General features: G+C 65.2%; 20 protein-coding genes. 17 read left to right on the top strand and 3 right to left on the bottom strand.

Annotated elements, in window-relative coordinates:
• Positions 1-188: 188 nt before the first annotated feature.
• The 12 genes from P5703_RS01755 (at position 189) to dxs (ending at position 14,705) form a co-directional block, all read left to right on the top strand.
• Positions 189-1,124 (top strand): ABC transporter substrate-binding protein, encoded by a 936-nt coding sequence (locus P5703_RS01755; RefSeq protein ID WP_019405370.1) that lies wholly within the window; start codon positions 189-191, stop codon positions 1,122-1,124.
• Positions 1,118-3,508, top strand: coding sequence for an EAL domain-containing protein (locus P5703_RS01750; protein WP_279641536.1), 2,391 nt, complete (start codon positions 1,118-1,120; stop codon positions 3,506-3,508). The genes P5703_RS01755 and P5703_RS01750 overlap by 7 nt, the downstream gene beginning before the upstream one ends.
• Before the next feature lie 86 nt (positions 3,509-3,594).
• Positions 3,595-4,092 carry an RNA polymerase sigma factor gene (locus tag P5703_RS01745; protein ID WP_013984111.1) on the top strand — a complete coding sequence of 166 codons (498 nt, stop codon included), beginning with the start codon at positions 3,595-3,597 and terminating at the stop codon, positions 4,090-4,092.
• A 196-nt stretch (positions 4,093-4,288) separates the two neighbouring features.
• Positions 4,289-5,812 (top strand): pyridoxal phosphate-dependent decarboxylase family protein, encoded by a 1,524-nt coding sequence (locus tag P5703_RS01740; protein WP_285585371.1) that lies wholly within the window; start codon positions 4,289-4,291, stop codon positions 5,810-5,812.
• 11 nt (positions 5,813-5,823) lie between these two features.
• Positions 5,824-7,143: a lysine N(6)-hydroxylase/L-ornithine N(5)-oxygenase family protein gene (locus tag P5703_RS01735; RefSeq protein ID WP_285585369.1), complete on the top strand. Its 1,320-nt coding sequence runs from the start codon at positions 5,824-5,826 to the stop codon at positions 7,141-7,143.
• A complete protein-coding gene (locus tag P5703_RS01730; RefSeq protein WP_285585368.1) occupies positions 7,140-8,294 on the top strand; it encodes an MFS transporter in 1,155 nt (384 codons plus the stop codon). Before P5703_RS01735 ends, P5703_RS01730 begins: the two co-directional genes overlap by 4 nt.
• A complete protein-coding gene (locus P5703_RS01725) occupies positions 8,291-8,878 on the top strand; it encodes a GNAT family N-acetyltransferase (protein WP_285585367.1) in 588 nt (195 codons plus the stop codon). The genes P5703_RS01730 and P5703_RS01725 overlap by 4 nt, the downstream gene beginning before the upstream one ends.
• On the top strand, positions 8,875-10,683 hold the full coding sequence (locus P5703_RS01720; RefSeq protein WP_285585365.1) for an IucA/IucC family protein: 1,809 nt from the start codon (positions 8,875-8,877) through the stop codon (positions 10,681-10,683). Before P5703_RS01725 ends, P5703_RS01720 begins: the two co-directional genes overlap by 4 nt.
• Positions 10,667-11,428: a siderophore ferric iron reductase gene (locus tag P5703_RS01715; protein ID WP_285585364.1), complete on the top strand. Its 762-nt coding sequence runs from the start codon at positions 10,667-10,669 to the stop codon at positions 11,426-11,428. The genes P5703_RS01720 and P5703_RS01715 overlap by 17 nt, the downstream gene beginning before the upstream one ends.
• A gap of 141 nt (positions 11,429-11,569) precedes the next feature.
• Positions 11,570-11,812 (top strand): exodeoxyribonuclease VII small subunit, encoded by a 243-nt coding sequence (locus tag P5703_RS01710; RefSeq protein ID WP_003298517.1) that lies wholly within the window; start codon positions 11,570-11,572, stop codon positions 11,810-11,812.
• A complete protein-coding gene (locus tag P5703_RS01705) occupies positions 11,812-12,699 on the top strand; it encodes a polyprenyl synthetase family protein (RefSeq protein WP_011914720.1) in 888 nt (295 codons plus the stop codon). Before P5703_RS01710 ends, P5703_RS01705 begins: the two co-directional genes overlap by 1 nt.
• Positions 12,700-12,806: 107 nt before the next feature.
• Positions 12,807-14,705 carry a 1-deoxy-D-xylulose-5-phosphate synthase gene (dxs, locus tag P5703_RS01700; protein ID WP_279642157.1) on the top strand — a complete coding sequence of 633 codons (1,899 nt, stop codon included), beginning with the start codon at positions 12,807-12,809 and terminating at the stop codon, positions 14,703-14,705.
• A gap of 115 nt (positions 14,706-14,820) precedes the next feature.
• On the opposite strand, the gene P5703_RS01695 is transcribed toward dxs, so the two are convergent.
• Positions 14,821-15,294: a LabA-like NYN domain-containing protein gene (locus P5703_RS01695; RefSeq protein ID WP_045633344.1), complete on the bottom strand. Its 474-nt coding sequence runs from the start codon at positions 15,292-15,294 to the stop codon at positions 14,821-14,823.
• A 116-nt stretch (positions 15,295-15,410) separates the two neighbouring features.
• On the opposite strand from P5703_RS01695, the gene P5703_RS01690 reads away from it, so the two are divergent.
• Both P5703_RS01690 and P5703_RS01685 read left to right on the top strand, forming a co-directional pair.
• Complete coding sequence (locus tag P5703_RS01690) at positions 15,411-16,091, top strand: YciC family protein (protein ID WP_126525926.1); 681 nt, start codon at positions 15,411-15,413, stop codon at positions 16,089-16,091.
• A gap of 76 nt (positions 16,092-16,167) precedes the next feature.
• On the top strand, positions 16,168-16,596 hold the full coding sequence (locus tag P5703_RS01685; protein ID WP_011914724.1) for a VOC family protein: 429 nt from the start codon (positions 16,168-16,170) through the stop codon (positions 16,594-16,596).
• A 10-nt stretch (positions 16,597-16,606) separates the two neighbouring features.
• Here P5703_RS01685 and P5703_RS01680 read toward each other — a convergent pair whose 3' ends face one another.
• Positions 16,607-17,434, bottom strand: a complete 828-nt coding sequence (locus P5703_RS01680; protein WP_126525924.1) for an SDR family oxidoreductase — start codon at positions 17,432-17,434, stop codon at positions 16,607-16,609.
• 81 nt (positions 17,435-17,515) lie between these two features.
• Here P5703_RS01680 and P5703_RS01675 point away from each other — a divergent pair, with 81 nt between their 5' ends.
• On the top strand, positions 17,516-18,322 hold the full coding sequence (locus P5703_RS01675; protein WP_125886547.1) for a substrate-binding periplasmic protein: 807 nt from the start codon (positions 17,516-17,518) through the stop codon (positions 18,320-18,322).
• Between the two features lie 693 nt (positions 18,323-19,015).
• Positions 19,016-20,500 carry a DUF1254 domain-containing protein gene (locus P5703_RS01670; RefSeq protein ID WP_011911464.1) on the top strand — a complete coding sequence of 495 codons (1,485 nt, stop codon included), beginning with the start codon at positions 19,016-19,018 and terminating at the stop codon, positions 20,498-20,500.
• A 37-nt stretch (positions 20,501-20,537) separates the two neighbouring features.
• Here P5703_RS01670 and P5703_RS01665 read toward each other — a convergent pair whose 3' ends face one another.
• Complete coding sequence (locus P5703_RS01665; RefSeq protein WP_003302555.1) at positions 20,538-21,578, bottom strand: AraC family transcriptional regulator; 1,041 nt, start codon at positions 21,576-21,578, stop codon at positions 20,538-20,540.
• Between the two features lie 173 nt (positions 21,579-21,751).
• Here P5703_RS01665 and P5703_RS01660 point away from each other — a divergent pair, with 173 nt between their 5' ends.
• Complete coding sequence (locus tag P5703_RS01660; RefSeq protein ID WP_003302556.1) at positions 21,752-23,605, top strand: DUF1302 domain-containing protein; 1,854 nt, start codon at positions 21,752-21,754, stop codon at positions 23,603-23,605.
• Positions 23,606-23,614 lie beyond the last annotated feature (9 nt).

The raw sequence follows: 23,614 nt of genomic DNA, 5'->3' as shown, positions 1-23,614 counted from the left end.
GCCCAGGTTGATCACCGACTATGCCCGTGCCACTTGCCGGAGTTGAGCACGGTGCCGCTGCAGACGAGCGTCGCTGATGCGATTCAGCGCACCGCCGATACGTCGCGCCTATATCCCCTGCTTTCGAAGGGATTCCCGTGACCGTACGGTTTCGCTATGGTGGCTAACAGGTATCACGGAGTGATCGCATGGTTCGGGGCTCAATCCTCTTGCTGTTGTTTGTCGCCTTGCTCGGCTGCCAGCCCGAATCGGATTCGATCCGTATCGGCAGCAACCGCTGGCTTGGCTATGCGCCGATCTATCTGGCGGACGATCTGGGCTGGACTGCCCCCAGTGGCATCCGTCTGGTGGAATACCCGAACACCACAGGTGTGCTGCGCGGCTTTCGCAACGGCATGCTGGACGCCGCCATGCTCACCCTCGACGAAACGCTGCTGCTGCAGGACAGCGCGGCGGAGCTCGACCTGGAGATCATTCTGGTCACCAACGTCTCAGCTGGCGCCGATGCGCTGTTCGCCCGCGCGCCGCTGACCAATCTCAAGGACCTGGCCGGCCAGCGCATCGGCGTCGAAAACACTGCGCTGGGCGCCTACTTCCTGTCCCGCGTGCTGGATCAGGCCGGGCTGCGGATCGACGATCTGCAGGTGGTCAGCCTGCCGGTGCATGAGCAGGCCGCCGCCTTCGCCGCCGGCGAAGTCGACGCTGTCATCACCTTCGCTTCGGAGGGCCCGGCGCTGGAAAGCAAGGGCGCCCGGCGCATCTTCGACAGCCGCCAGCTGCCGGGCGAGATCGTCGACGTACTGGTGGTCGACCGGCAACGCGTCACCCGCGAGCAGCGTCGGCGCCTCCGGGCCCTCTGGTTCGATGCGCTGCGCACCTGGCAGGACAATCGCGGCGAAACCGATCCGCGCCTGCATGCGCGCCTGGGCCTGACGCCGATGGCACTGCAGGTCACCCTCGACGGCCTGTTGATGGGTGATCGCGCCGTCAACCGTGAGTGGTTCGACGAGGGCCAGTTGCAGCAGAGCATCGGCCAGCTCAGCCAGTATCTGCGCGAACGCCGGCTGCTCAACGGTTCGAACCCAGCCAATCTGATCGCTCGCTGCGAGGGCCCAATATGCTGACAAGGTTGTCGCTGCGTCGATCAATACCCCTGCTGCTGGGCATCTTCGGTCTGCTGTTCACGGTCATGCTGACCGCCTGGCACCTGCCGACCCGTATCGAGGAAACCCTCGCCGGCTGGCGCAATCACACCTCGCAGCATCTTGCCCTGCTGCAGAGCAGCCTGAGCGATCATCGCCGCCTCGGCCGCAACGCCGAGCTGGAAACCGAGCTGGCCGATCTGGCCAGCCTGGAAGGTGTGCGCTGGGCGATGGTGATCGACCGCAGCCTACAGGTGATCGCCACGACCCAGCTGGGTCTGTCCCCCGAGCGCCTGACGCTGATCGATGCCGGCGAACTCGCGAAACAGGTGAACGGCGGCCGCGCGGGCTGGTTCGGCGAAGGCTCCAGGCAGCTGGCGATCTACCCGCTGGACCGCGTCGCCCAGGACGGCACGCCGCTGCGCGAAGCGCTGCTGGTGGAGTACGACTTCGCGCCGATGCTGGCGCAGACCAAGCGCGAGGCCTGGTTCTACCTGGCGCAGACGCTGACCCTATTGCTGCTGCTCGGATTGATCCTCAACCGCCTCTATGGCCGCCTGCTGACGCGCCGCCTGGCCCGCATCGACCAGGCCGCACGCCAGTTCGCCATCGATCAGCAACCGCAGAACCTGTCGGTCGGCGGCCGCGACGAGATCGGCCGGCTGGCCAGAACCCTCAATCAGATGATGAACCAGCTGCACGAGCGCCAGCTGGCGCTCAGCGAAAGCGAGCAGCTGTTCCGCGACCTGGTGGACACCGCGCCGATCGGCATGCTGGTGGTCGACCGCGAGCTGCGCGTGCTGCAGGCCAACCCTGCGGCAGCAGCGCTGTTCGGCTGTACTCCGGCGGAGCTGTTGGGCAACCTGCCGAGTGATCGCCTGCTGGAAAGCGATGCCACCACCCGGCTGCTGAGCACCCCGGCGAACACGCCGCTGGAGCTGACCGGTCGCCGTCATGATCGGGAGGTGCCACTGGAGATCAGCTGCACGCCATTCCAGCGCTACGGCGTTCGCCATTTCCTCGTGCTGCTGCGCGATATCAGCGACCGCCTGCGCGCCGAACAGCGCCTGCGTTTTCTCGCCCACTTCGATCCGCTGACGCAGCTGGCCAATCGCAACTACCTGGTGCAGCGCCTCGAACAGTTGCTCGCGGCGCGCCTGCCGCTGACACTGCTCTACCTCGACCTGGACCACTTCAAGCGCATCAACGACAGCCTCGGCCATGAGATCGGCGACAAGCTGCTGGTGCAGATCGGCGACCGCCTGGGCCGGCTGATGCCGGAGCATGCGCTGCTGTCACGCAGCGGCGGCGACGAATTCATGCTGCTGCTCGACGGCAGCGACCACGCCCGCGCCGAGCAGCTGGCCCAGTGCATCATCGAAGGCTTCCAGCCGCCGGTGCGCATCGGCCAGTACGAGTGCTACGTCAGCCCGAGCATCGGCGTTGCCATCAGCGACGGCCGGCACAGTGCCAGCGACCTGCTCAAGCAGGTGGACCTCGCGCTGTATGCGGCCAAGGACGCGGGGCGCAACTGCACGGTGTTCTACAACGAGTCGCTCAGCGATGCCGCCGCCGGCCGCCGCGCCCTCGAGCAGGCTCTGCGCCGGGCGCTGGACCGGGACGAGTTCGTGCTGCATTACCAGGCCCAGGTCAACGCCCAGGGCGAGCCCGAAGTCATGGAAGCGCTGCTGCGCTGGAATTCGCCGGAGCGCGGACTGGTACCGCCCGGAGAGTTCATCCCGGTGCTGGAAGAGAGCGGCATGATCATCGAGGCGACCCGCTGGGTGGTCCGAGAGGCCTGCCGCCAGGCCTGCCGCTGGCACGCCATGGGCCATCCGCTTCGCATCGCGATCAACCTGTCGCCGCTGGACTTCCGCCAGGCCGATCTGGCGGGCAGCCTGCTGGCGATCCTCGCCGAAGAGGGTGCATCGCCCGACATGCTGGAGCTGGAGATCACCGAAAGCGCGCTGCTGGAGGCCGACGAACATGTGCAGCAGACCCTCGGCCGTCTCAAGGCCGCCGGTTTGCCACTGCTGCTCGATGACTTCGGCACCGGCTATGCCTCGCTGACGTACCTGCAGCGCTTCCGCTTCGACGGTATCAAGATCGACCGTGAATTCGTCAGCGGGCTGCCCGACAGCGAGCAATCGGTAGCCCTGGTGCGGGGCATCCTCACCATGGCCAGCCACCTTGGGCTGCATGTGGTGGCCGAAGGGGTGGAGAACGAGCGTCAGGCGGCCTTCCTGCGCCTCAACGGCTGCCCCAGCCTACAAGGCTTCCACTATGCGCGACCGCAGCCGGCAGCGCAGTGCCGTCTGCAGCTGAATGGCCGGCCGGTCAATCTGCAGCTGCCGCTGGACGGCTGATCGGCATCGATAGCGGCAAAGCGCCTGCAATTGCGAAGCGTTCGCATCTGAGTTAGGTTCGTCCCCCCTCCCGGTGGCACGCACCCATGCGCAACAACAACAAGATTCCCGATGCCTGTCTGCAATGCTATGTCCATCACCGCCAACGGCTGGTAGCCCATCTGACCCGCCTCGGCGGCTGCCGAGCACTGGCCGAGGACCTGGCCCAGGATGCCTGGCTGAAACTGGCGCAGGTCATGCCCGAGCAGAGCCTCGCCAACCCCAAGGCCTATCTCTTTCGCATCGCCACCAATCTCTTGCGCGATGCCCTGCGCCATCGCGCGCTTGTCGGTGCTGGCGACGAGGCACCGCTGGAACTGATCGAGGCCGTGCAGGCCGACCCCTGCGGGCTGGTGGAACACCAGTGTGCGCTGCGATGCGTCCTGCGCCAGCTCGACGACTTGCCGCCACGCTGTCGCCAGGTGTTCGAACTGGCGCGGCTGGAAGGGCTCAGCCAGGCGGAGATCGCCGAGCGCCTGGGCATTTCGGTGAACACCGTGATCGCTCAGCTGGCCAAGGCGCGCCAGCGCCTGGAGCGCCCGTAATTTTTTTCTTCGACCCCGTAATGGTTTTTCCGCGCTGATTCGTCTTGCCTGTGCCCTTGCGCAATTGAGAGTAATTCTCGATTAAACGGCATCCTCGCAGATGCTTTCGTGCGGCCACGCCGCCAGACAAGAAACCACCGACGCCGCGAAAACGGCCCGCTTCGGGTCGCGGCCGCGCTCGGCCCGAGGAATGTGCATGACCCCGTCCAGTACCGTAGTGCCCTTCGCCCCCGGCCCCGCCAGCAACGGGCTGTTCACCCGCAGCAATCATGATGACTACCGCCGGCTCCTGCAGCAGGGTCTGAACCTGGTGCAGCAGTGCCTGCAGCGTCAGCAGCAGCCGTTCAGCGGCATCCTTCCGCAGGAGCTGGCAGCCGACTTCGAACGCGTCGATCTCGAGCGCCCGCTGGGCGACGCCGGCGCCGCGCTGCGCGAGCTGGATCAGCTCTATCTGCGCGACGCGGTGTATTTCCACCATCCGCGCTACGTCGCCCATCTCAACTGCCCGGTGGTGCTGCCGGCGCTGCTCGCCGAAGTGCTGGTGTCATCGCTCAATTCCTCGCTCGACACCTGGGACCAGAGCGCCGGCGGCACGCTGATCGAACAACGCCTGATCGACTGGACCTGCGCGCGCATCGGCCTCGGCAGTCAGGCCGACGGCGTCTTCACCAGCGGCGGCACCCAGTCCAATCTGATGGGGCTGCTGCTGGCCCGTGAGCACGTCTGCAACCGCTTGCCCGGCCACGGCGGCAACCTCCAGCACGGGCTACCGCCGGACGCGGGCCGACTGCGCATCTTCGCCTCCCGCGCCAGCCACTTCAGCGTGCAGAAATCCGCCGCGCTGCTGGGGTTGGGCTACGACGCCGTGCGCAGCATCGAAACCGACAGTGCCCAATGCATGAGCGTGCCGGCGCTGGCCCAGGCGCTGGCGGACTGTCAGCGCCTGGGCGAGCTGCCCATGGCCGTGGTCGCCACCGCCGGCACCACCGACTTCGGAAGCATCGACCCGCTGCCGGAGATCGCCGCGCTGTGCCAGCACTATGGCGTCTGGTTGCACGTCGATGCGGCCTATGGCGGCGGCCTGCTGGTCGCGCCGCGCTACCGTGGCTGGCTGACCGGCATCGAGCACGCCGACTCGGTCACCGTGGACTACCACAAGTCGTTCTTCCAGCCGGTCAGCTGCAGCGGCTTCTTCGTTCGCCAGCGTCAGCACCTGAGCTACATCACCCACCACGCCGACTACCTCAACCCGCGCAGCCAGACCCGCGAGGGCACGCCGAACCTGGTCAACAAGAGCATCCAAACCACCCGCCGCTTCGACGCGCTGAAGCTCTGGCTGACCCTGCGCATCCTCGGTGCCGAGCATCTCGGCGCGATGTTCGAGGAAGTCATCGACCGCGCCGCCGACACCCATCGCCTGCTCACCGACGACCCGGCCTTCGAGGTCTTCGCCCCCCGCCTGAGCACGCTGGTGTTCCGCTTCGTCGCCGCAGGCGTGGCGGACGAGCGCCTGGACGAGATCAACCGCGAGATCCGCAAAGCGATCTTCCGCTCCGGCGCGGCGGTCATTGCCGCCACCGTGGTCAAGGGCCGGCAGTACCTCAAGTTCACCCTGCTCAACCCGGAAACCACGCTGGACGACCTGTGCGCCATCGTCGAGCTGATTCGTGGCCACGGCACCCGCCTGCTCGATGACCTGCCCAGCAGCGCCAACCAGTAAGGAGATCGCACATGAACAAGATGTATGACTTCATCGGTATCGGCATCGGCCCGTTCAACCTCGGTCTGGCCTGCCTGGCCGAGCCCATCGACGGGCTCGACTGTCTGTTCCTTGACCGCGCCGAGGGTTTCAACTGGCATCCCGGCATGATGCTCGACAGCGCCACCCTGCAGACGCCGTTCATGGCCGATCTGGTGACCCTGGCCGACCCCACCAGCCGCTTCAGCTTTCTCAACTATGCCAAGCAGGTCGGGCGGCTGTACGCCTTCTACATCAAGGAAGACTTCTTCCTGATGCGCCGCGAGTACAACCAGTACTGCCAGTGGGTGGTCGAGCAGCTCGACAGCCTGCGCTTCGGGCATTTCGTCCAGCACGTCGACTACCTCGACGAGCGCCGCTGCTACCGGGTGCGCGGCGTGCACACGCGTAGCGGCGAGGGCTTCGAGTTCCTCACCCGCCGTCTGGTGCTCGGCACCGGCACCACGCCCCATCTGCCGACCTGTTGCGAGGCACTGGCCGAGCACGTCAGCCACAGCGGCAACTACCTGCAGGACAAGTCGCGACTGCAGGGCAAACGCTCGATCACCGTGGTCGGCAGCGGCCAGAGCGCGGCGGAGATCTACTACGACCTGTTGCAGGAAATCGACCGCCACGACTACCAGCTGAACTGGATCACCCGCGCGCCGCGCTTCTTCCCGCTGGAATACACCAAGCTGACGCTGGAAATGACCAGCCCGGAGTACATCGACTACTTCCACAGCCTGCCGCGCAGCACCCGGGAAAAGCTCATCGACAGTCAGAAGGGCCTGTACAAGGGCATCAACGCCACGCTGATCAACGCCATCTACGACGAGCTGTACAACCAGAGCCTCAAGGGCGAGGTGCCGACCCAGCTGCTGACCAACGCCGAGCTGCGTCGCTGCCAGCGCCTGAGCGATGGCACGCTGGAGCTGGAGTTCTTCCAGCATGAGCTGGAGCAGGGCTATCGCCACCGCTGCGACGCACTGGTGATGGCCAGCGGGTATCAGTACCGCCTGCCGCGCTGCATCCAGCCGATCGCCGAGCGCATCGCCTGGCAGGCACCGGAACGCTTTGCCGTGGCGCGCAACTACAGCATCGACCGCAACGGCGGTGAGGTCTTCGTGCAGAACGCCGGGCTCGTCGATCACGGTCTGGTCACGCCGGATCTCGGCATGGGCTGCTACCGCAACGCCTGCATCCTGCGCGAGATCTGCGGGCGCGAGCACTACGCGGTGGAGACGAAGATCGCCTTCCAGCAGTTCAGCCTGCCGCAGCCGCTCACGCCCCAGGGCGCGGTGGCGGCGCGATGACGCTGCGACGCGCACTGATCGGCATGACGCTGCTGGCCGTGCTCGGCGACAGCCTGCTGATGCCGTTCTACCCGCAATACTTCGCCGAGCGTTTCGGCGAGTTGCGCAGCGAGCAGGTCGGGCTGTACCTGGCCGCGGTGTGCCTGGTGGCGATGCTCGCACTGCCCGTGTGGGTGCGCCTTGCACGCCATGCCCACCCGCTGCGGCTGCTGATCGTCGGTCAGCTGGTAGCCGGCGTGCTGGCACTGGCCTGCGCGGCCATCGACCGGCAGTGGCTGTTCTGGCCGGTGTCGCTGGCGATGATCGCCTTCAAGGCTAGCTATCTGCTGATGTATCCCTACGTCATGGGTCTGGTAGGCACCGACCAGCAGGTACGCACCATCGGCCTGCTTTCGGTGGTGGTGCACCTGGGCGCAATCGCCGGCGCGACGCTGGGCGGCGGCGTGCTGCACTACCTCAGTCCGGCGCGGATGTTCGTGCTGATGGGCCTGATGGACTTCGTGCAGATGGCCGTCAGCCTGCTGCTGTTGCGCCATGCGCCGCAGCCCACCCGGGTCGATGCGAGCACACCACCGAGGCCACGGGAAGAACATCTGGCCATTGCCCGACTGTGCCTGCTGATGCTCGCGTTCTACTTCTGCATCTACCTGGCGCGGCCGTTCTTCACGCTGTACTGGGAGCAGCTCGGTGGGCCTCAGGCCAGCTGGATCACCGGTCTGGTCTATGCCATTCCCGGCATGCTGGCGCTGCTAGCCCTGGCCCTGCACTACCACGCCGGTCAACGACTGACCGCCTGGCTGCTGCTGGGGGCCGCCGGGCTGGCGCTGCAGGGCATCGAGCAGATGCCGACGGTGCTCGCCGGACGTGTGCTGTTCGGCTGGGCGCTGTACCAGCTCACCGTCGCGCTGGATGCGCGACTGTTCGCCCTCAGCCGGCCGGAGCATTACGGCCGCGACTACAGCCTGATCAACATCTTCCAGAACCTCGGCGTGCTCGCCGCTTCGTGGCTCGCCGGATTGGTGGTGCGCGATGCCGGCCTCGCCGCGCCGTTCTTCCTTTCCGCCCTCGGCCTCGTTCTCACCGCCTGCGTGCTGCGCTGGCTGCTGGTTTCAGCAGCGACGCGTGCGCCCCTCTGTGGAGCCAAATCATGAATACCGCTCTTTCCCGCGCGGATGGTCCGCGCTTCGTTCGCTACTGCGCGCTTGGCGCCATGCACTTTGAAACCGTGCAGCCAGAACATTTGCCGTTACTGCATGACTGGCTGCGCCGCGACTACGCGCGCTTCTGGGCCATGGGCCATTTGAGCTTGGCTCAGTTGACCAATTACGTCGACGAAATCCAGCGCAGCAGCCATCGCGACATTGCCCTCGGCATGTGCAACGGCGAGCCGGCGTTCCTGTTCGAGGGCTATCACCCGGCCCACGACCGCCTCGCCGACCACTACCAGGTGCGCCCCGGTGACCGCGGCATGCACCTGCTGCTCGCCCCCTGCGAGCGCCCGGTGCACGGCTTCAGCCTGGAAGTGATGCGCAGCATTCTCGCCTATCAGTTCGCCGACCCTTTCGCCCGCCGCATCGTCGTCGAGCCCGACGCCCGCAACGCCAAGGTCCATGCGCTCAACCGCCGGGTCGGCTTCGTCTATCAGTGCCTGCTGCATCTGCCGGAGAAGGACGCCTGCCTGGCGTTCTGCACCCGTGCGCAGTTCCTCGCCACCCTTCAGGAGAACCCGCAATGAATCAGCTCGTACGCCTGCCGACCGCTACCAGCGACCTGGCCACCGACCATCTGCAAGCCGAACTCTGGGCCCGCGCCAATCGCCTGCTGCTGAAAAAGGCGCTGGCCGAGTTCAGCCACGAGAAGCTGCTCAGCCCCGAGCCGCTGGGCGACAGCCACTACCGCGTCGCCGTGCCGGACAGCTCGACCGAGTACCGTTTCAAGGCGCGGCGGCTGGCGCTGGATCACTGGTCGATCGCCACCGACTCCATCGAAAAGCTCAGCAACGGGGAACCACAGCCGCTGGATGCCCTTGCATTCATCATCGAGTTCAGCGACGTCCTCGGCCTTTCCGAAACCAACCTGCCGCTCTACCTGGACGAGATCAGCAGCACCCTGTTCGGCAGCGCCTACAAGCTCGCCAACAGCCCGCTGAGCGCGGCCCAGCTGGCCCTGTCGGACTTCCAGCAGATCGAGACCGGCATGCGCGAAGGTCATCCGGGATTCGTCGCCAACAACGGGCGGATGGGGTTCGACGCCCAGGATTACCGCGCCTACGCGCCGGAAGCCGCCAGCCCGGTGCGTCTGGTCTGGCTCGCCGTGCACCGCAGCCGCGCCAGCTACAGCGCCATCGACGGGCTCGACCAGGCGACCCTGTTGCGCGAGGAACTGGGTGGCCAGCTCGGCGTGTTCCACAACCAGCTGCAGGCGCTGCAGCTCGACCCGGACGACTATCTGCTGATGCCGGCGCATCCCTGGCAGTGGCACAACATCCTGGCCATCGGTTTCGCCGCGGAGATCGCCAACCGGCAGATCGTCTATCTCGGCCTGAGCAACGATCGTTACCTGGCGCAGCAGTCGATCCGCACCTTTTTCAACCAGAGCGAGCCGCAGCGGCGCTACGTGAAGATCGCCCTGTCGATCCTCAACATGGGCTTCATGCGCGGGCTGTCGCCCTATTACATGCAGGCGACCCCGGCGATCAACGCCTACCTCGCGGGCCGCGTGGCGCGCGACCCGCTGCTGCGCGACTGCGGCTTCCAGCTGCTGCGCGAGGTGGCGGCGATCGGCTATCGCAACCCTTACTACGAGCAGGCGCTGCCGGCCAGCAGCCCCTACCGCAAGATGCTCTCGGCGCTCTGGCGCGAGAGTCCGCTGGGCCACATCGAACCCGGCCAGCGGCTGATGACCATGGCCGCGCTGCTGCACAGCGACGGCGACGAGCGCGCCCTGCTGCCGACGCTGATCAGCACCTCGGGACTCACCGCGGACCGCTGGCTGCGGCAGTACCTCAATGCCTACCTGAAGCCGCTGCTGCACTGCTTCTATGCCCATGACCTGGTCTTCATGCCCCACGGCGAAAATCTGATCCTGGTGCTGGAAGACCATGTGCCGGTCCGCATGCTGATGAAGGACATCGGCGAGGAAGCGGTGATTCTCGATGCCGAGGCGCAGATTCCCGAGGCGGTTGGCCGCCTCGCGGTATCGGTGCCGGACGAGCTCAAGGTGCTGTCGATCTTCACCGACGTGTTCGACGGCTTCTTTCGCTACCTGGCGCAGATTCTCGACGAACAGGGCGGCCTGCCGGAGCAGCGCTTCTGGCAGCAGGTCGCCGACTGCATCGCCGACTACCAGGCCAGCCAGCCGCAGCTGCGCGACAAGTTCGCCCGTTACGACCTGTTCGCCGAGGAATTCGCCCGCTCCTGCCTGAACCGCCTGCAGCTGGGCAACAACCGACAGATGCTCGACCTCGCCGATCCGGCCGGAGCGCTGAAATTCGCGGGCACCCTGAAGAACCCCGTGGCGCGCTATGCACCGGAGCGCTGAAGCGCGCTGGCCGGCCACGGATTCGCTGGGCAGCCTGCTGCTGCGCCTGCGTCGCGTGCTGCCGGGCCTCGATGGCCGGGTCGGCGCACCCCGCGCCGACGAGCTGACGCTGGAGCATCCGCAGTCTGTGGCCAGGCTGCTGGCGCACTGGCGGGCGGCCTGTCCGGAAGCGGGCCGCCACTACTGGGCGGCGCGCTGCTGGACGCTGCTGGTCTGGCAGCCCATCTACCTGCAGGTGCTCGCGGTGCGCCTGGCCGGCCAGGCCCCGTGCCTGGACGGCCTGGCGCAGGGCGTCGAACAGGGCTTCGTCGCCGGGTTCTGCCTGCCCGATCACCCGCCACTGCAGGGCGAGCCCCAGCGCCTGCTGCGCCATGCCGGCGCCCAGATCCGTGGCTTCTGTGAACAGGCCCAGGCCGTCAGCGGGCCGCTGCTCGGGCTGCATCCCAAGCTGGCGCAGCGGCTGGCGGCCGACTGCGTCATGGCCGCACTGCTGCATAGCCAGCGCCTCGACGGTTGCGGCAACCTGCAACTGTGCCGGGCGGCTGACGTCTGGCTGGCGGCTTGCGCCATGTCCGGCGCCAGCGGCCTGCTCGCGGTACCGCTGGCCGAAGGCGGTACGCGCCTGGGCCTGCAGCGCAAGGCGTGCTGCCAGCACTTTCGCCGCGCCGATGGCGAACTCTGCGACAGCTGTCCGAAGCTGCCGCTCGCCGAACGGGAAAGGCGACTGCGCGAGCAGGCCCACTGAGCGGCGGCGCGGGTTGACGGGCACCCCGCCGGGCTACGCAGGTTGATACACATCACGCGGGCAAACCTTGTGGCTGCCACCGGCGTTTCTTTGCTAATGTCGCGCCCGTTTCCGACTCGCCGCCGACGACAGGTTCCCGCCATGGCCCGCAAGAAAGCTGCACTCGATTTCGAACAATCCCTTGCCGAGCTGCAACAGCTGGTGGAGCGCCTGGAGAGCGGCGAGCTGTCGCTGGAAGACTCGCTGACCTGCTTCGAACAGGGCATCGGCCTGACCCGCGACTGCCAGGCGGCGCTGAGCCAGGCCGAGCAGAAGGTGCAGATCCTGCTGGAACGCGACGGCAGCCTGCAGGAAGCCCCCTTCGAGTCGGCCCCCGAAGCATGATGATCGGCGACTACCAGAAAGGCTGTCAGCAGCGCGTCGACGGCTGCCTCGAAGCCCTCTTCGTCCCGCCGCTGCCGCAGCTCGAGCGGCTCTACCAGGCCATGCGCTACAGCGTGATGAACGGTGGCAAGCGCGTCCGCCCGCTGCTGGTCTACGCCGCCTGCGAAGCACTGAATGGTGACAAGGCAAGCGCCGACGGCGCCGCCTGCGCGGTCGAGCTGATCCATGCCTATTCGCTGGTGCACGACGATCTGCCGGCCATGGACGACGACGACCTGCGTCGCGGCCAGCCCACCACCCACAAGGCTTTCGACGAGGCCTGCGCCATCCTTGCCGGCGACGGCCTGCAGAGCCTGGCCTTCGAGGCCATGGCCCAGGAACGCCACAACCCGCAGGATGCCGCCCTGCGCCTGCGCATGTTCGCCGTGCTGGCGCGCGCCGCCGGGCCTGCGGGGATGGTCGGCGGCCAGGCCATCGACCTCGGCTCGGTGGGCCTCAAGCTCGATCGCGATGCCCTCGAGCTGATGCACCGACACAAGACCGGGGCGCTGATCGAGGCCAGCGTGCAACTCGGCGCCCTCGCCAGTGGCCGTGCCGATGCCGACAACCTCGCCTCGCTGAGCCAGTATGCACGCGCCATCGGCCTGGCCTTCCAGGTCCAGGACGACATCCTCGACGTGGAAAGCGATACCGCCACGCTCGGCAAGCACCAGGGCGCCGACATTGCCCGGGACAAACCGACCTACCCGGCCCTGCTCGGCATGGACGCGGCCAAGGCCTACGCCCTGGAACTGCGCGACCAGGCATTGCACGCCCTGCGGCCTTTCGACTTCGCCGCCGAGCCGCTAAGGGAACTGGCGCGCTACATCGTTGAACGGCGCAATTGACCTTTCGCCGAAATCGCAGTCAAACCCCTACCGGACCCGGGGCCGTTCTTATCGAGGGGCCCATCGGGTAAACTGCCGCTCTTTTTTCAACGACAACGATCCGCCTGATGCCCAAGACGTTCCATGAGATTCCTCGGGTGCGCCCCGCGACGCCCGTTCTTGACCGAGCGGCGACCCCCGAGCAGCTGCGCCGACTGGGCGAGGCGGAACTCGAAGAGCTTGCCAACGAACTGCGCCAGGAGCTGCTGTACAGCGTCGGCCGCACCGGCGGGCACTTCGGCGCCGGCCTCGGCGTGATCGAACTGACCATCGCCCTGCACTACGTCTACGACACACCGGACGACCGGCTGGTCTGGGACGTGGGCCACCAGGCCTATCCGCACAAGATCCTCACCGGCCGCCGCGAGCGCATGGGCACCCTGCGCCAGAAGGACGGCCTGGCCGCCTTTCCGCGCCGGGTCGAGAGCGAGTACGACACCTTCGGCGTCGGTCATTCCAGCACCTCGATCAGCGCCGCCCTGGGCATGGCGGTCGCCGCGCGTCTGAAAGGCGAGCAGCGCAAGTCCATCGCGGTGATCGGTGACGGTGCGCTGACCGCCGGCATGGCCTTCGAGGCGCTCAACCACGCCCCGGAAGTCGGCGCCAACATGCTGGTGGTGCTCAACGACAACGACATGTCGATCTCGCGCAACGTCGGCGGCCTGTCCAACTACCTGGCCAAGATCCTCTCCAGCCGCACCTATTCGAGCATGCGCGAAGGCAGCAAGAAGATCCTCTCGCGCCTGCCAGGCGCCTGGGAAATCGCCCGCCGCACCGAGGAATACGCCAAGGGCATGCTGGTGCCCGGCACGCTGTTCGAGGAGCTGGGCTGGAACTATATCGGCCCCATCGACGGCCACGACCTGCCGACCCTGATCGCCACCCTGCGCAACATGCGCGACCTCGACGGCCCGCAGTTCCTCCATGTGGTGACGAAGAAGGGCAAGGGCTTCGCCCCGGCCGAGGCCGACCCCATCACCTGGCATGCGATCAGCAAACTGGAGCCAGTCGGCGCGCCGCCAGCGCCGAAGAAGCCCTCGGGGCCGAAATACTCCAACGTCTTCGGCCAGTGGCTGTGCGACATGGCCGCCGCCGACCCGCGCCTGACCGGCATCACCCCGGCGATGAAGGAAGGCTCCGACCTGGTGGCGTTCAGCGAACGCTATCCGGACCGCTACTTCGACGTCGCCATCGCCGAGCAGCACGCGGTCACCCTGGCTGCCGGCATGGCCTGCGAAGGCCTGAAGCCGGTGGTGGCGATCTACTCCACCTTCCTCCAGCGCGCCTACGATCAGCTGATCCATGACGTCGCGGTGCAGAACCTCGATGTGCTGTTCGCCATCGACCGCGCCGGCCTGGTCGGCGAGGACGGCCCGACCCATGCCGGCAGCTTCGACCTGTCCTACCTGCGCTGCATCCCCGGCATGCTGGTGATGACGCCCAGCGACGAGAACGAGATGCGCCGCATGCTCACCACCGGCTACCACTTCGAAGGGCCGGCCGCGGTGCGCTACCCGCGCGGCAGCGGCCCCAACGCCAGCATCGAGCCGGCCCTGGAACCGCTGGAAATCGGCAAGGCCGTGGTGCGCCGTCAGGGCAGCAAGGTGGCGCTGCTGGTGTTCGGCGTGCAGCTGCCCGAGGCGCTGCAGGTCGGCGAGGCGCTGGACGCCACGGTGGTCGACATGCGTTTCGTCAAACCGCTGGACGAAGCCCTGCTGCGCGAACTGGCGGGCAGCCACGAGCTGCTGGTGACGGTCGAGGAGAACAGCATCATGGGCGGTGCCGGCAGTGCGGTGGCCGAGTTCCTCGCTGCCGAAGGCGTGCTGCGACCGATCCTGCACCTGGGTCTGCCGGACTACTACGTCGAGCACGCCAAGCCCAGCGAAATGCTCGCCGAGTGCGGCCTGGATGCAGCCGGCATCGAAGCGGCGGTGCGCAAGCGCCTGGCGGCACTCGGCAAAGCCTGACGTCGTTTTGGTGGATGGGTGAAGCGTCATCCACCCTACGTCTGACGTGGCCGTAGGGTGGAAAACTGCGCAGCATTTTCCACCAGCCAACGCCTCGTCCACCTCCTCCCCACATTCAACGCAACAACAAATCACCCTCGATCGGCACGTAACGCGTTGCCGCACGGATCAATGACTGCGCGGTGAGCCCCGGCACGCCGTAGGCAGTGGCCTCGACGCCAGCGGCTCGCACCCGTTCGAGCAGCAGGTCGAAATCACCGTCACCGGATGCCAGCACCACCTCGTCGACCCGCGCCGCTGCATCCAGCACATCGATGGTGATACCCACGTCCCAGTCGCCCTTGGCCGAGCCGTCGCTGCGCTGGATATAGGGTTTGAGCTTCACCGTGAAGCCCAGCTTGCGCAGGATCTGCTGAAACTGCTGCTGGCGCGGATCGCCGCGCTCGATGGCGTAGGCATAGGCTTCGACGATAGTGCCGCGCCGGCTGACGTCGGCCCACAGCGCCGAGTAGTTGAAGTGGCAGCCATGGGCCTGACGCACGGTGTAGTAGAGGTTCTGCACATCGGCGAACAGGGCAATCTTCTTCACGCGGCGGCCTGAAATCTGAATGGACCGCCAGTATGGACGGCGAAATCGCGCATGTCCCGCCTCGCCCGCATCCGTTACAGTGGCGCCCCCGAAACGCTCCCTGACTGCGGACTGCAATGAACGTTCTTGCCATCCTGCGCGACGCCTGGTTTTTCTACTCCCGCCACTTCCTGACTATCGTCCGGCTCTGCCTGCCGCTGATCCTGCTGGAAAGTCTGACCCGTCTGGGGATCGATCACTGGCTCGGCGATAACGCACCGCCCGCCCTGGACCTGCTGGTGGGCCTGATCTTCTACCCGCTGTACGTTGGCGCGCTGATCCTCTTTCTGGACGCGCGCAGCCGTGGCCATGATCCGGCTCTGGGCGCGGTCTATGCCCGGGCGCTGCCATTGTGGCCAGCATTGGCAGTGCTTTCGGGGCTGGGCACGCTGTTGATCCTGCTCGGTGCCTCGCTGTTCGTGCTGCCGGGCATCTGGGTAATGGTCAAGATCGCCTTCGCCGAGTACCTGCTGGTGCTGCGCGGGCTGACGCCGCTGGCAGCGCTGAAGCAGAGCTTCCAGCTCACCCGCGGGCGTTTCCTGCTGGTCCTGGGCTGTGTGATGACCGTGCTGTTGCCGGTCTGGATGCTCGAGGTCTGGATCGCCGCTCAGCTGTTCGCTGACGAGACCCCGCCGCTATTGCCGGCGATGCTGCTCGATGGCGTGGTCGGCCTGCTGCAGCTGCTGCCGACCATCATGCTGTTCCGCTGCTTCATGCTTTGCAGCGAACCGCCGGCAAGGCAGTCGGAGCCCGGCTGAGTCGCCATTCGGCTGGACCCGCGGTCAGCCGTCGACGGCCTGCTAGGCTTGCTTGGCCATTCAAGGAGAACGCACCATGGCCGAACAGAACCCCAGCATCCTTTCCCACATTTCCCTGGGCAGCAATCGCTTCGACGAGGCGGTTGCCTTCTATGACCAGGTCCTCGCCACCCTCGGCTGCAAACGCATCCTCGAACACCCGGGTGCGGTCGCCTGGGGCCGCGAATATCCCGAGTTCTGGGTCCAGCGCCCCTTCGACGGCGGCACCGCCTCCGTCGGCAACGGCACCCACGTGGGCTTCTTCGCCGCCGATCAGGCTGCCGTGGATGCCTTCCACCGAGCCGCCATCGCCGCCGGCGCGGTCGATGAAGGCGCCCCCGGACCACGGCCGGAGTATGGCGAGCCCTATTACGGTTGCTTCGTCCGTGATCTGGACGGTCACAAGATCGAGGCGGCCTACTGGGACGCCGCGCTGATGGAGCAGCTCTACGGCAGCGGCGAGTGACCGCGGAGCATCAGGTTCGAGTGCCGAGCAGCCGTGGCAGCAGCAGGTGCTGGTACAGCCGCGGGCACCAGCGCGCCAGCAGCCGCGCCTTCCAGTCGAGATTGGAGTGCACCAGCAACGCGCGCCGACGCAGCGCGGCCTGGTAGATCGCCTCGGCGACATCCTGCGGCGAGGCGACCCGACCGATGTCCAGCACCGGCGACGGCGCGGTGGAGCCGTCGCCGACCAGCACGTTCTTGCGCAGGTCGGTGGCCGTATAACCGGGGCAGACCAGCATCACATGCACCCCGGTATCGCTCAGCTCGCCGCGCAGCGTCTCGAACAGCCCGTGCAGTGCGTGTTTGCTGGCGTTATAGGCGGCGCGGTTGGGCACAGGGGCATACTGCGAAAGCGAGCTGAGCACGATGATCTGCCCGTCCCGGGCTATCAGGCTGGGCAGTGCCGCCTGGGTGCAATGCAGCGCGCCGTAGAAATTCACCGCCATCACCCGCTGGAACACCGCCAGGCTGGTGCTCGCCACCGGGCTGCGATGGGTGATGCCGGCATTGTTGACCAGCACGTCGATGCCGCCGTAACGCTCGATCACCAGCGTCACCGCACGCTGCACCGCCTCGGCATCGCTGACGTCGCAACACAGCCCCAGAGCCTCGGCGTTGTGGTGATCGGCCAGGTGCTGCACCAGGCCATCCAGCGCATCCTGATGCAGATCGAAGATCACCAGCCGCGCGCCAGCCTGGGCCATGCGTACCGCCAGGGCGCGGCCGATTCCTGCGCAGCCGCCGGTGATCAGCACCAGCTTGCGGTTGAACACCTTGCGATCAAACACCTTGCGCTGCATACCTGTACTCCTCGCCCGCGACATCGCGCCTTGCCTTGAGCATAGGTCGAGATAAGCGGACATACCTCACGTCACGGCAAGATGCCTCATGGACAACAGCGCAACGCCTGCGCATGCTTGCCGGACCAGCGCAAGCCAGTGATCGATCTCTTGAAAGCATTCTTCCAACTGGCCGTGGCCCTGCTCTGCAGTCTGTCTGCCGGGGCCATGGCTTCGCAGCGAATTCTCAACGTCGGCTATTACGAATTCGCCCCCGCCATCTATACCGACGCCCACGGCACGGCGCGAGGCGAGCTGGCGGAGCTGACTCGGCGTGTCGCCCGCCAGGCCGGCTACGGCGTGCACTTTCGCGCGCTACCTGGCGCACGGCTCTATGCGGCGCTGGAGAATGGCAGCATCGACCTCTGGCCAGGCGCCCAGGGCAAGCCCGAGCTGGCCGCCCATACGCTGGAGGGTCGGCATACCCTCAGCCAGATCAACCTCAACCTCTATCACCGCGCCGGTACACCGGTGCCGCGTATTCCCGACGATCTGGCCGGCAAGGCGCTGATTCTGATCGGCGGCTACAGCTACTGGCCGAACATCAACGCGATCCTCGAAAACCCGGCGCTCGACCTGCGCCTGCTGCGCACCAGCAATCACCTGTCGGCGCTGGAAATGCTGCGGCGCAAGCGCGGCGACTACCTGCTCGACTACCAGATCCCGGTGGAGCAGGCCCGGCAGCGCCTGAACATGGAAGAGCTGCCCTACCTGCGCCTGACCCAGGTGCCGATCCACTTCATCGTTTCACGCCATACGCAAGACGCCGAAGCCATCGTCGAGGCACTGGATCAGGCCTACGAAACGCTGCGCCAGGCCGGCGAAGACCTCAGCCTGCCCTCCGACTGAGCCTCACTGCCCGCGGGGCTTGGCCCTGGCGGTGGGCTCGGCGATCAGCGGATCGTCCGGCCAGTAGTCATTGATATCACGTTACGTTCACTACATTGACACTGCCAAACCGTGCGGAATCCCTACCTATAACCGCTATATCGGCCTCTTCCAATTGACTGTCAAACTCGACCCCATGTATTGACACAAACTGACGCAGATCAAGAGCTGGTTTGACAGGCATAGCAGAGCGAGTCAGCTCTAACACCTCAAAAAGATTGACACCCTCGCAACTCGGCGCACCATCCCGGATGCACGCAAACTGAGCATGGGGCGGCGGCCTGAGCGCCCGCTATTTCTCGATCCAGGCCAGCCATGAATGGCCACTCTAGCCATTCGCGACCGGCAGAAACCGGCCAAAAGCGGCCTGTAGCAGGCAGCGTAAAAGGTCAGGAGCTGACGGCCACCGAACAATGTCTCCGTCCATGGCAGTTGGTTGCAATAGGTCTGAAGCGACCCTTGGCTCAGGATTGAATCGGTTAGCCTGCAGCTGCGCGAACCTCACCAATGCAGCTGCCTTGATGAGAGACTTGGGCGCTGTGGCTTGCTTAGGCTTGTCTGCGCAGGTCAAAAAACTGGCAACCAGAGTTGAGACCCACCAGCCAACCAACCCTAGAGTGGTATTCCCGATACTTTCAATAACAGGGAATGCGTATGAAACTCAAACTCTTGGCGACGGTTCTAGTGGGCGCCGCTCTGACCGCCGGGTATCAGTACCTTGCCGTCCCCGACCTGCAGAAGAAAGACCCCGACGCCGGCCTCAGCCGTGATGAAATCCGGCAGCGCGATGAACGTGCGCAGGAGAACTGGGCCTACTCACTGGGGCTGCAGGCCTATGTCTGGGGCCTGCCGCTGACCATCACCGACCGTGAACGCCTGCTGCGACTGAATGAGCGCAAGCTGAAATTCGTCACCGAGCGCCAGATCTGCCCCTGCGCCCCCATCAACCAGATTGGCCACATGACCAAGCTGGCTACCTCGCAGGATGAGCTGCCTTATACACCCAACAACGACACGATCTACAGCGGCGTCATGCTGGAGCTCAAGGATGATCCGGTGATCCTCAGCCTGCCGGATGTCCAGGACCGCTACTGGAGCGTGCAGGTCGCCGATGCCTATCTGGAGAACCTGCCCTATATCGGCACCCGGGCGACCCAGGGCAAGGGCGGTCACTATCTGTTCGCCGGCCCTGACTGGCAGGGCGAAGTACCCACAGGCGTCGAACTGCGGCGCCTGTCGACCAACTCCGGCGCCCTCGCCCTGCGCTACGGGGTGAGCAAGGAAGATCCTCAGGACCTGCCCCGCGTGCTGGAACTGCAGAAACAGGTGCACACCACCTCGCTCAGCAATTGGGGCAAGCCCGATGGCTTTGGCAAGGTGACCACCGTGAAGATGTCCCGCAAGGAATACAGCGGCGACCTGGCCCTCTTCGAGCGCATGGTCGATCTGCTGAATGAGAACCCACCGCGTTCGGAGCAGCGCGCTGCCGTGTCCATGTTCCAGAGCATCGGCATCGAGCTTGGCAAGCCCTTCGATGCCAGCCGGCTGCACCCGGCCACGGTGGCTGGCCTTAAGCGTGCACTGGCCGACAGCCAGGACCTGATGACTTGGAAGGTGAAGTACCGCGGCACGCCCTACCCGACCCGCTGGAACAACCTGCACGAGGGCAGCTACGGCTTCCACTTCATCAACCGCGCAGAGGGTGCGCTCGAAGGTCTGATGGTGCATGACCGCGAAGAAGGGGTGTACTTCAGCACCTATGAAGATGGCACCGGCCAGTTGCTTGATGGCCAGCAGCGCTACATCTTGCACTTCGAGCGTGATGCACTGCCCCAGCTTCAGGACAAGGGTTTCTGGTCCATCACCCTGTACGGCACCAACTTCCAGCTGGTGGACAATGCCATCGACCGCTACTCCATCGGTGACCGGACCCCGGGACTGACCTACAACCCGGACGGTTCACTGACGCTATATATCCAGCACCAGCCCCCCACCGGGCTCGAAAGCAACTGGCTGCCTTCACCTGATAAAGGGTTGTTCCGTTTGAACTACCGCATCTATCTGCCCGATGAGAAGACGCGCAATCCAAAGACGCTGCAGCAGTTCATTCCGCCCATCCAACCCCAGGCGCGCAGCTGAGCCCAACATGCCGGGGCGCCCTCTCGCCCCGGCTGACTCAGTGGCGCTCCCTGAGCGCGCGCCGGTACTGTCCGGGACTGCCACCGGTCCAGCGCTTGAAGGCACGGTTGAAGCTGCTCTGGTCGATAAAACCCAGATTGAATGCAATCTCGTTCAGGCTCATCCCCGACATGCCCAGATAGCGCAGCGCCAGGTCCTGTCGAATCTCATCCTGCAGTTCTTTGAATGATGTGCCCTCCTCGGCCAACTTGCGATGCAGGTTGCGGCCACTCATGTTCAGGCGCTCGGCAATGTGCTCTAGCCCAAGCTTGTCGCTACTGAGCAAGGCGATGATCTCCTTGCGCACTTGCAGGCTGACCTGCTCGTGGCGCATTCGCCCCAGATAATCGCGCAACAACTGCTCGTTCATTCCAGCAATCATGGCGTTGGCCGCCGGCAGCTCCCGATCCAGCACGCCGGAAGCCATCAGCATGACATTCGCCTCGGCGCCAAAGTACACGGGCACGCCGAAAAACTGTTCAAAAGCCTCTAAGCGGTGAGGTACCGGACGGCACAAACGAACCTCGAGCAGCCCTTCGGCAGCACTGGCTCCAAGTAACTCGCGAAAGGTTCTGAACAACACCCCCATGAAGGCATCAACAGGGAAAAATGGCCGCTGTGCCGAACCGGAGCTATCAGAGCCCAGTATCAATGCCACCCCCACAGGGCTCTCGACCACCTCGATTGCCGCGATGGTAGTGACCACCCGCACATAGCGCTGCAGCCGATCGAGCGCCTCTCGCAGGGTGGAGCTGGCCTGCAGCGCAAAGATCAGGGCATTGAGGTGAGTCGGATAGAGATTGGCAGCGACCTGAAGACCAAAAGAGTCATCGCCGGTCCGTTCGACACAAAGCCGCCAGAGCTTCCACATGTTGACCACGGCAACTCGCAGCTCTGGATCACGAATCACCCTGGGATCGATACCGGCCTCCAGCATCAGCGGCACCGCCTCGATGCCATACCCCTGCAGCGCTCGCTGAATAGCCAGCGCCCAGGTGGCAATGGTCGTATGGGCTAGTTCGTGGGGCGGACTGCTCATCCGAATTCCTGTCTGAAATTGTCAAAAACGCGGCTGTGCGCGCCAAGAAACAAGGGACTTACGCGGCCTATCTTAAGCCCCCCGGCAAGCGGGGCAACCGTTTGCACTCACAACAACAAAAACAGTTTCCGAGGCATACCATGCACCAATTACGCAGAGGCCATGGCGCCCTTGTGTTTACACTGCTGGCCGTCAACAGCACGCTCTGCCACGCCGCTACCTTCGAACTCGACAACGGCATCAGCGGCCGCTGGGACACCAGCCTGTCAACTGGCATGAGCATCAGCACCAGCGATCCAGACAGGAATCTCCTGCCCACTGTCTATGACGGACGCGCCGCCGGCATCAACGGTAACGACGGGCGCATGAACTTCAAAGCCGGAGACACCATATCAAGGGTGGTCAAAGGTACCACCGAACTGGCGCTTAGCCGGGACAACCTCGGGCTGCAGATCAGCGGCAAATTCTGGCACGACGACCTGCTGGAAAACGGCGACGCCCGCTTCAAGGACTTCGACGACTCGGGCTTCGATTCGCTGGCCAAGTTTTCCGGCGCCGAACTGATGGATGCCTACGTCTGGGGCGAATTCCAGCTCAATGACCGGCCGCTGGATCTCCGTCTCGGTCAGCAGGTCCTGAGCTGGGGGGAAAGCACCTTCATCCAGGGCGGCCTCAATGTGATCAACCCGATCGACGCCAACGCCCTAACCACGCCCGGGGTCGAGATCAAGGAAGCGCTGATTCCGGTCAACCTGTTCAATCTGTCGCTTGGCATCAGCGAGAATCTCTCGACCAGCGCCTTTTACCAACTGGAATGGCGCGCCACGGTACAGCCAGGTTGCGGCACCTTCTTCGCCCAGTCGGATGCCAGTCAGCCAGGCTGCGGCCCACTGTATGCCGTTTCAGGTCGAACGGAAGCGCAACAGGAGAACATGCAGCTGGTCAATCCGCTGCTGCCGGCCGGGGCCAACATGGTTATTCCGCGAATCAGCGACGATACCCCCGCAGATGCCGGGCAGTGGGGGGTGCGCCTGGACTACTTCGCCGAAGAGCTGAACAGCACCGAGCTTGCCTTCTACGTGATGAACTATCACAGCCGGCTGCCCTATACCAATGCGATCACCGCCGACTATTCCAAGCGTCCGGGCAGCGGCTTCTTCCTACCCGGAGTTACCAACAACCCGCTCTATGGTGGCAGCAACGCCAAGCCGCTGGCCCAGGCGCCGCTCTACCAGATGGCCTTCCCCGAAGACATCCGGCTGTACGGCATCAGTTTCAACACCTCAGGACCCTGGGGTATCTCTATGTCCGGCGAGCTGAGCCACAGGCCCAACCAGCCGATCGCCATCAACGGTCAGGACTTTCTCTACGCCAGCGGCTTTCTCGACACCGAGTCACCCATCGTCGACGAACTGTTTGGCCTGGACATTCAAGCCCCGGGAAGCGGCCCTATTCTGGCCAAAGCCGCCGGCCTCTATGGGACACAGGTGCAGGGCTATCGGCGCAAACCGGTTAGCCAGCTGCAACTGACGGCCATGCAAACTTTCAGCGACATCTGGGGCGCAGATAACCTGCTGTTGATTGCCGAAGTCGGCACCGTGCACGTGGCGGATCTGGAGCCGGTCGAGACCCTGGCCTATGGCCGCGACGCCGTCTACGGTTCCGGCGTAGAAGGTGCCGCCATTGCCTGCAAGAACCCGGCGTTGAAGCAGGACTACTGCCAACGGGAGGGATATACCACGCCCTGGTCCTGGGGCTATGCAGCCCGAGCCAACCTGACCTACAACGACCTGCTGCCGGGCACCGTGGTCACCCCATCGTTGGCCTGGCGTTATGACGTCGAAGGTTATGCCCCCTCTCCGGCTCCGCAATTCGTCGAAGGCCGCCAGGCCGTCACACTGGCCGTGAACTTCGACTATCTGGAGCGCTACAACGCCGCCGTCAGTTACACCGACTTCTTCGGTGGCGACTTCAATCCGCAGACCGACCGCGACTTCATCTCATTCACCCTTGGCGCCAAGTTCTGAGGACTTATC

It is taken from the genome of Stutzerimonas sp. FeSN7, from assembly GCF_030263795.1.
GTDB classification, from domain to species: domain Bacteria; phylum Pseudomonadota; class Gammaproteobacteria; order Pseudomonadales; family Pseudomonadaceae; genus Stutzerimonas; species Stutzerimonas stutzeri.
The sequence above is the reverse complement of the archived record's forward strand: the minus strand, read 5'-3'. Positions and strand labels throughout refer to the sequence as shown.

Coding starts and splice junctions, on each gene's coding strand:
- P5703_RS01725 (WP_285585367.1), top strand. CDS start 8,291: ATGAATACCGCTCTTTCCCGCGCGGATGGTCCGCGCTTCGTTCGCTAC.
- P5703_RS01750 (WP_279641536.1), top strand. CDS start 1,118: ATGCTGACAAGGTTGTCGCTGCGTCGATCAATACCCCTGCTGCTGGGC.
- P5703_RS01715 (WP_285585364.1), top strand. CDS start 10,667: ATGCACCGGAGCGCTGAAGCGCGCTGGCCGGCCACGGATTCGCTGGGC.
- P5703_RS01685 (WP_011914724.1), top strand. CDS start 16,168: ATGGCCGAACAGAACCCCAGCATCCTTTCCCACATTTCCCTGGGCAGC.
- P5703_RS01720 (WP_285585365.1), top strand. CDS start 8,875: ATGAATCAGCTCGTACGCCTGCCGACCGCTACCAGCGACCTGGCCACC.
- P5703_RS01690 (WP_126525926.1), top strand. CDS start 15,411: ATGAACGTTCTTGCCATCCTGCGCGACGCCTGGTTTTTCTACTCCCGC.
- P5703_RS01735 (WP_285585369.1), top strand. CDS start 5,824: ATGAACAAGATGTATGACTTCATCGGTATCGGCATCGGCCCGTTCAAC.
- P5703_RS01665 (WP_003302555.1), bottom strand. CDS start 21,578: ATGAGCAGTCCGCCCCACGAACTAGCCCATACGACCATTGCCACCTGG.
- P5703_RS01680 (WP_126525924.1), bottom strand. CDS start 17,434: ATGCAGCGCAAGGTGTTTGATCGCAAGGTGTTCAACCGCAAGCTGGTG.
- P5703_RS01745 (WP_013984111.1), top strand. CDS start 3,595: ATGCGCAACAACAACAAGATTCCCGATGCCTGTCTGCAATGCTATGTC.
- P5703_RS01705 (WP_011914720.1), top strand. CDS start 11,812: ATGATCGGCGACTACCAGAAAGGCTGTCAGCAGCGCGTCGACGGCTGC.
- P5703_RS01670 (WP_011911464.1), top strand. CDS start 19,016: ATGAAACTCAAACTCTTGGCGACGGTTCTAGTGGGCGCCGCTCTGACC.
- P5703_RS01740 (WP_285585371.1), top strand. CDS start 4,289: ATGACCCCGTCCAGTACCGTAGTGCCCTTCGCCCCCGGCCCCGCCAGC.
- P5703_RS01675 (WP_125886547.1), top strand. CDS start 17,516: ATGCCTCATGGACAACAGCGCAACGCCTGCGCATGCTTGCCGGACCAG.
- P5703_RS01710 (WP_003298517.1), top strand. CDS start 11,570: ATGGCCCGCAAGAAAGCTGCACTCGATTTCGAACAATCCCTTGCCGAG.
- dxs (WP_279642157.1), top strand. CDS start 12,807: ATGCCCAAGACGTTCCATGAGATTCCTCGGGTGCGCCCCGCGACGCCC.
- P5703_RS01730 (WP_285585368.1), top strand. CDS start 7,140: ATGACGCTGCGACGCGCACTGATCGGCATGACGCTGCTGGCCGTGCTC.
- P5703_RS01755 (WP_019405370.1), top strand. CDS start 189: ATGGTTCGGGGCTCAATCCTCTTGCTGTTGTTTGTCGCCTTGCTCGGC.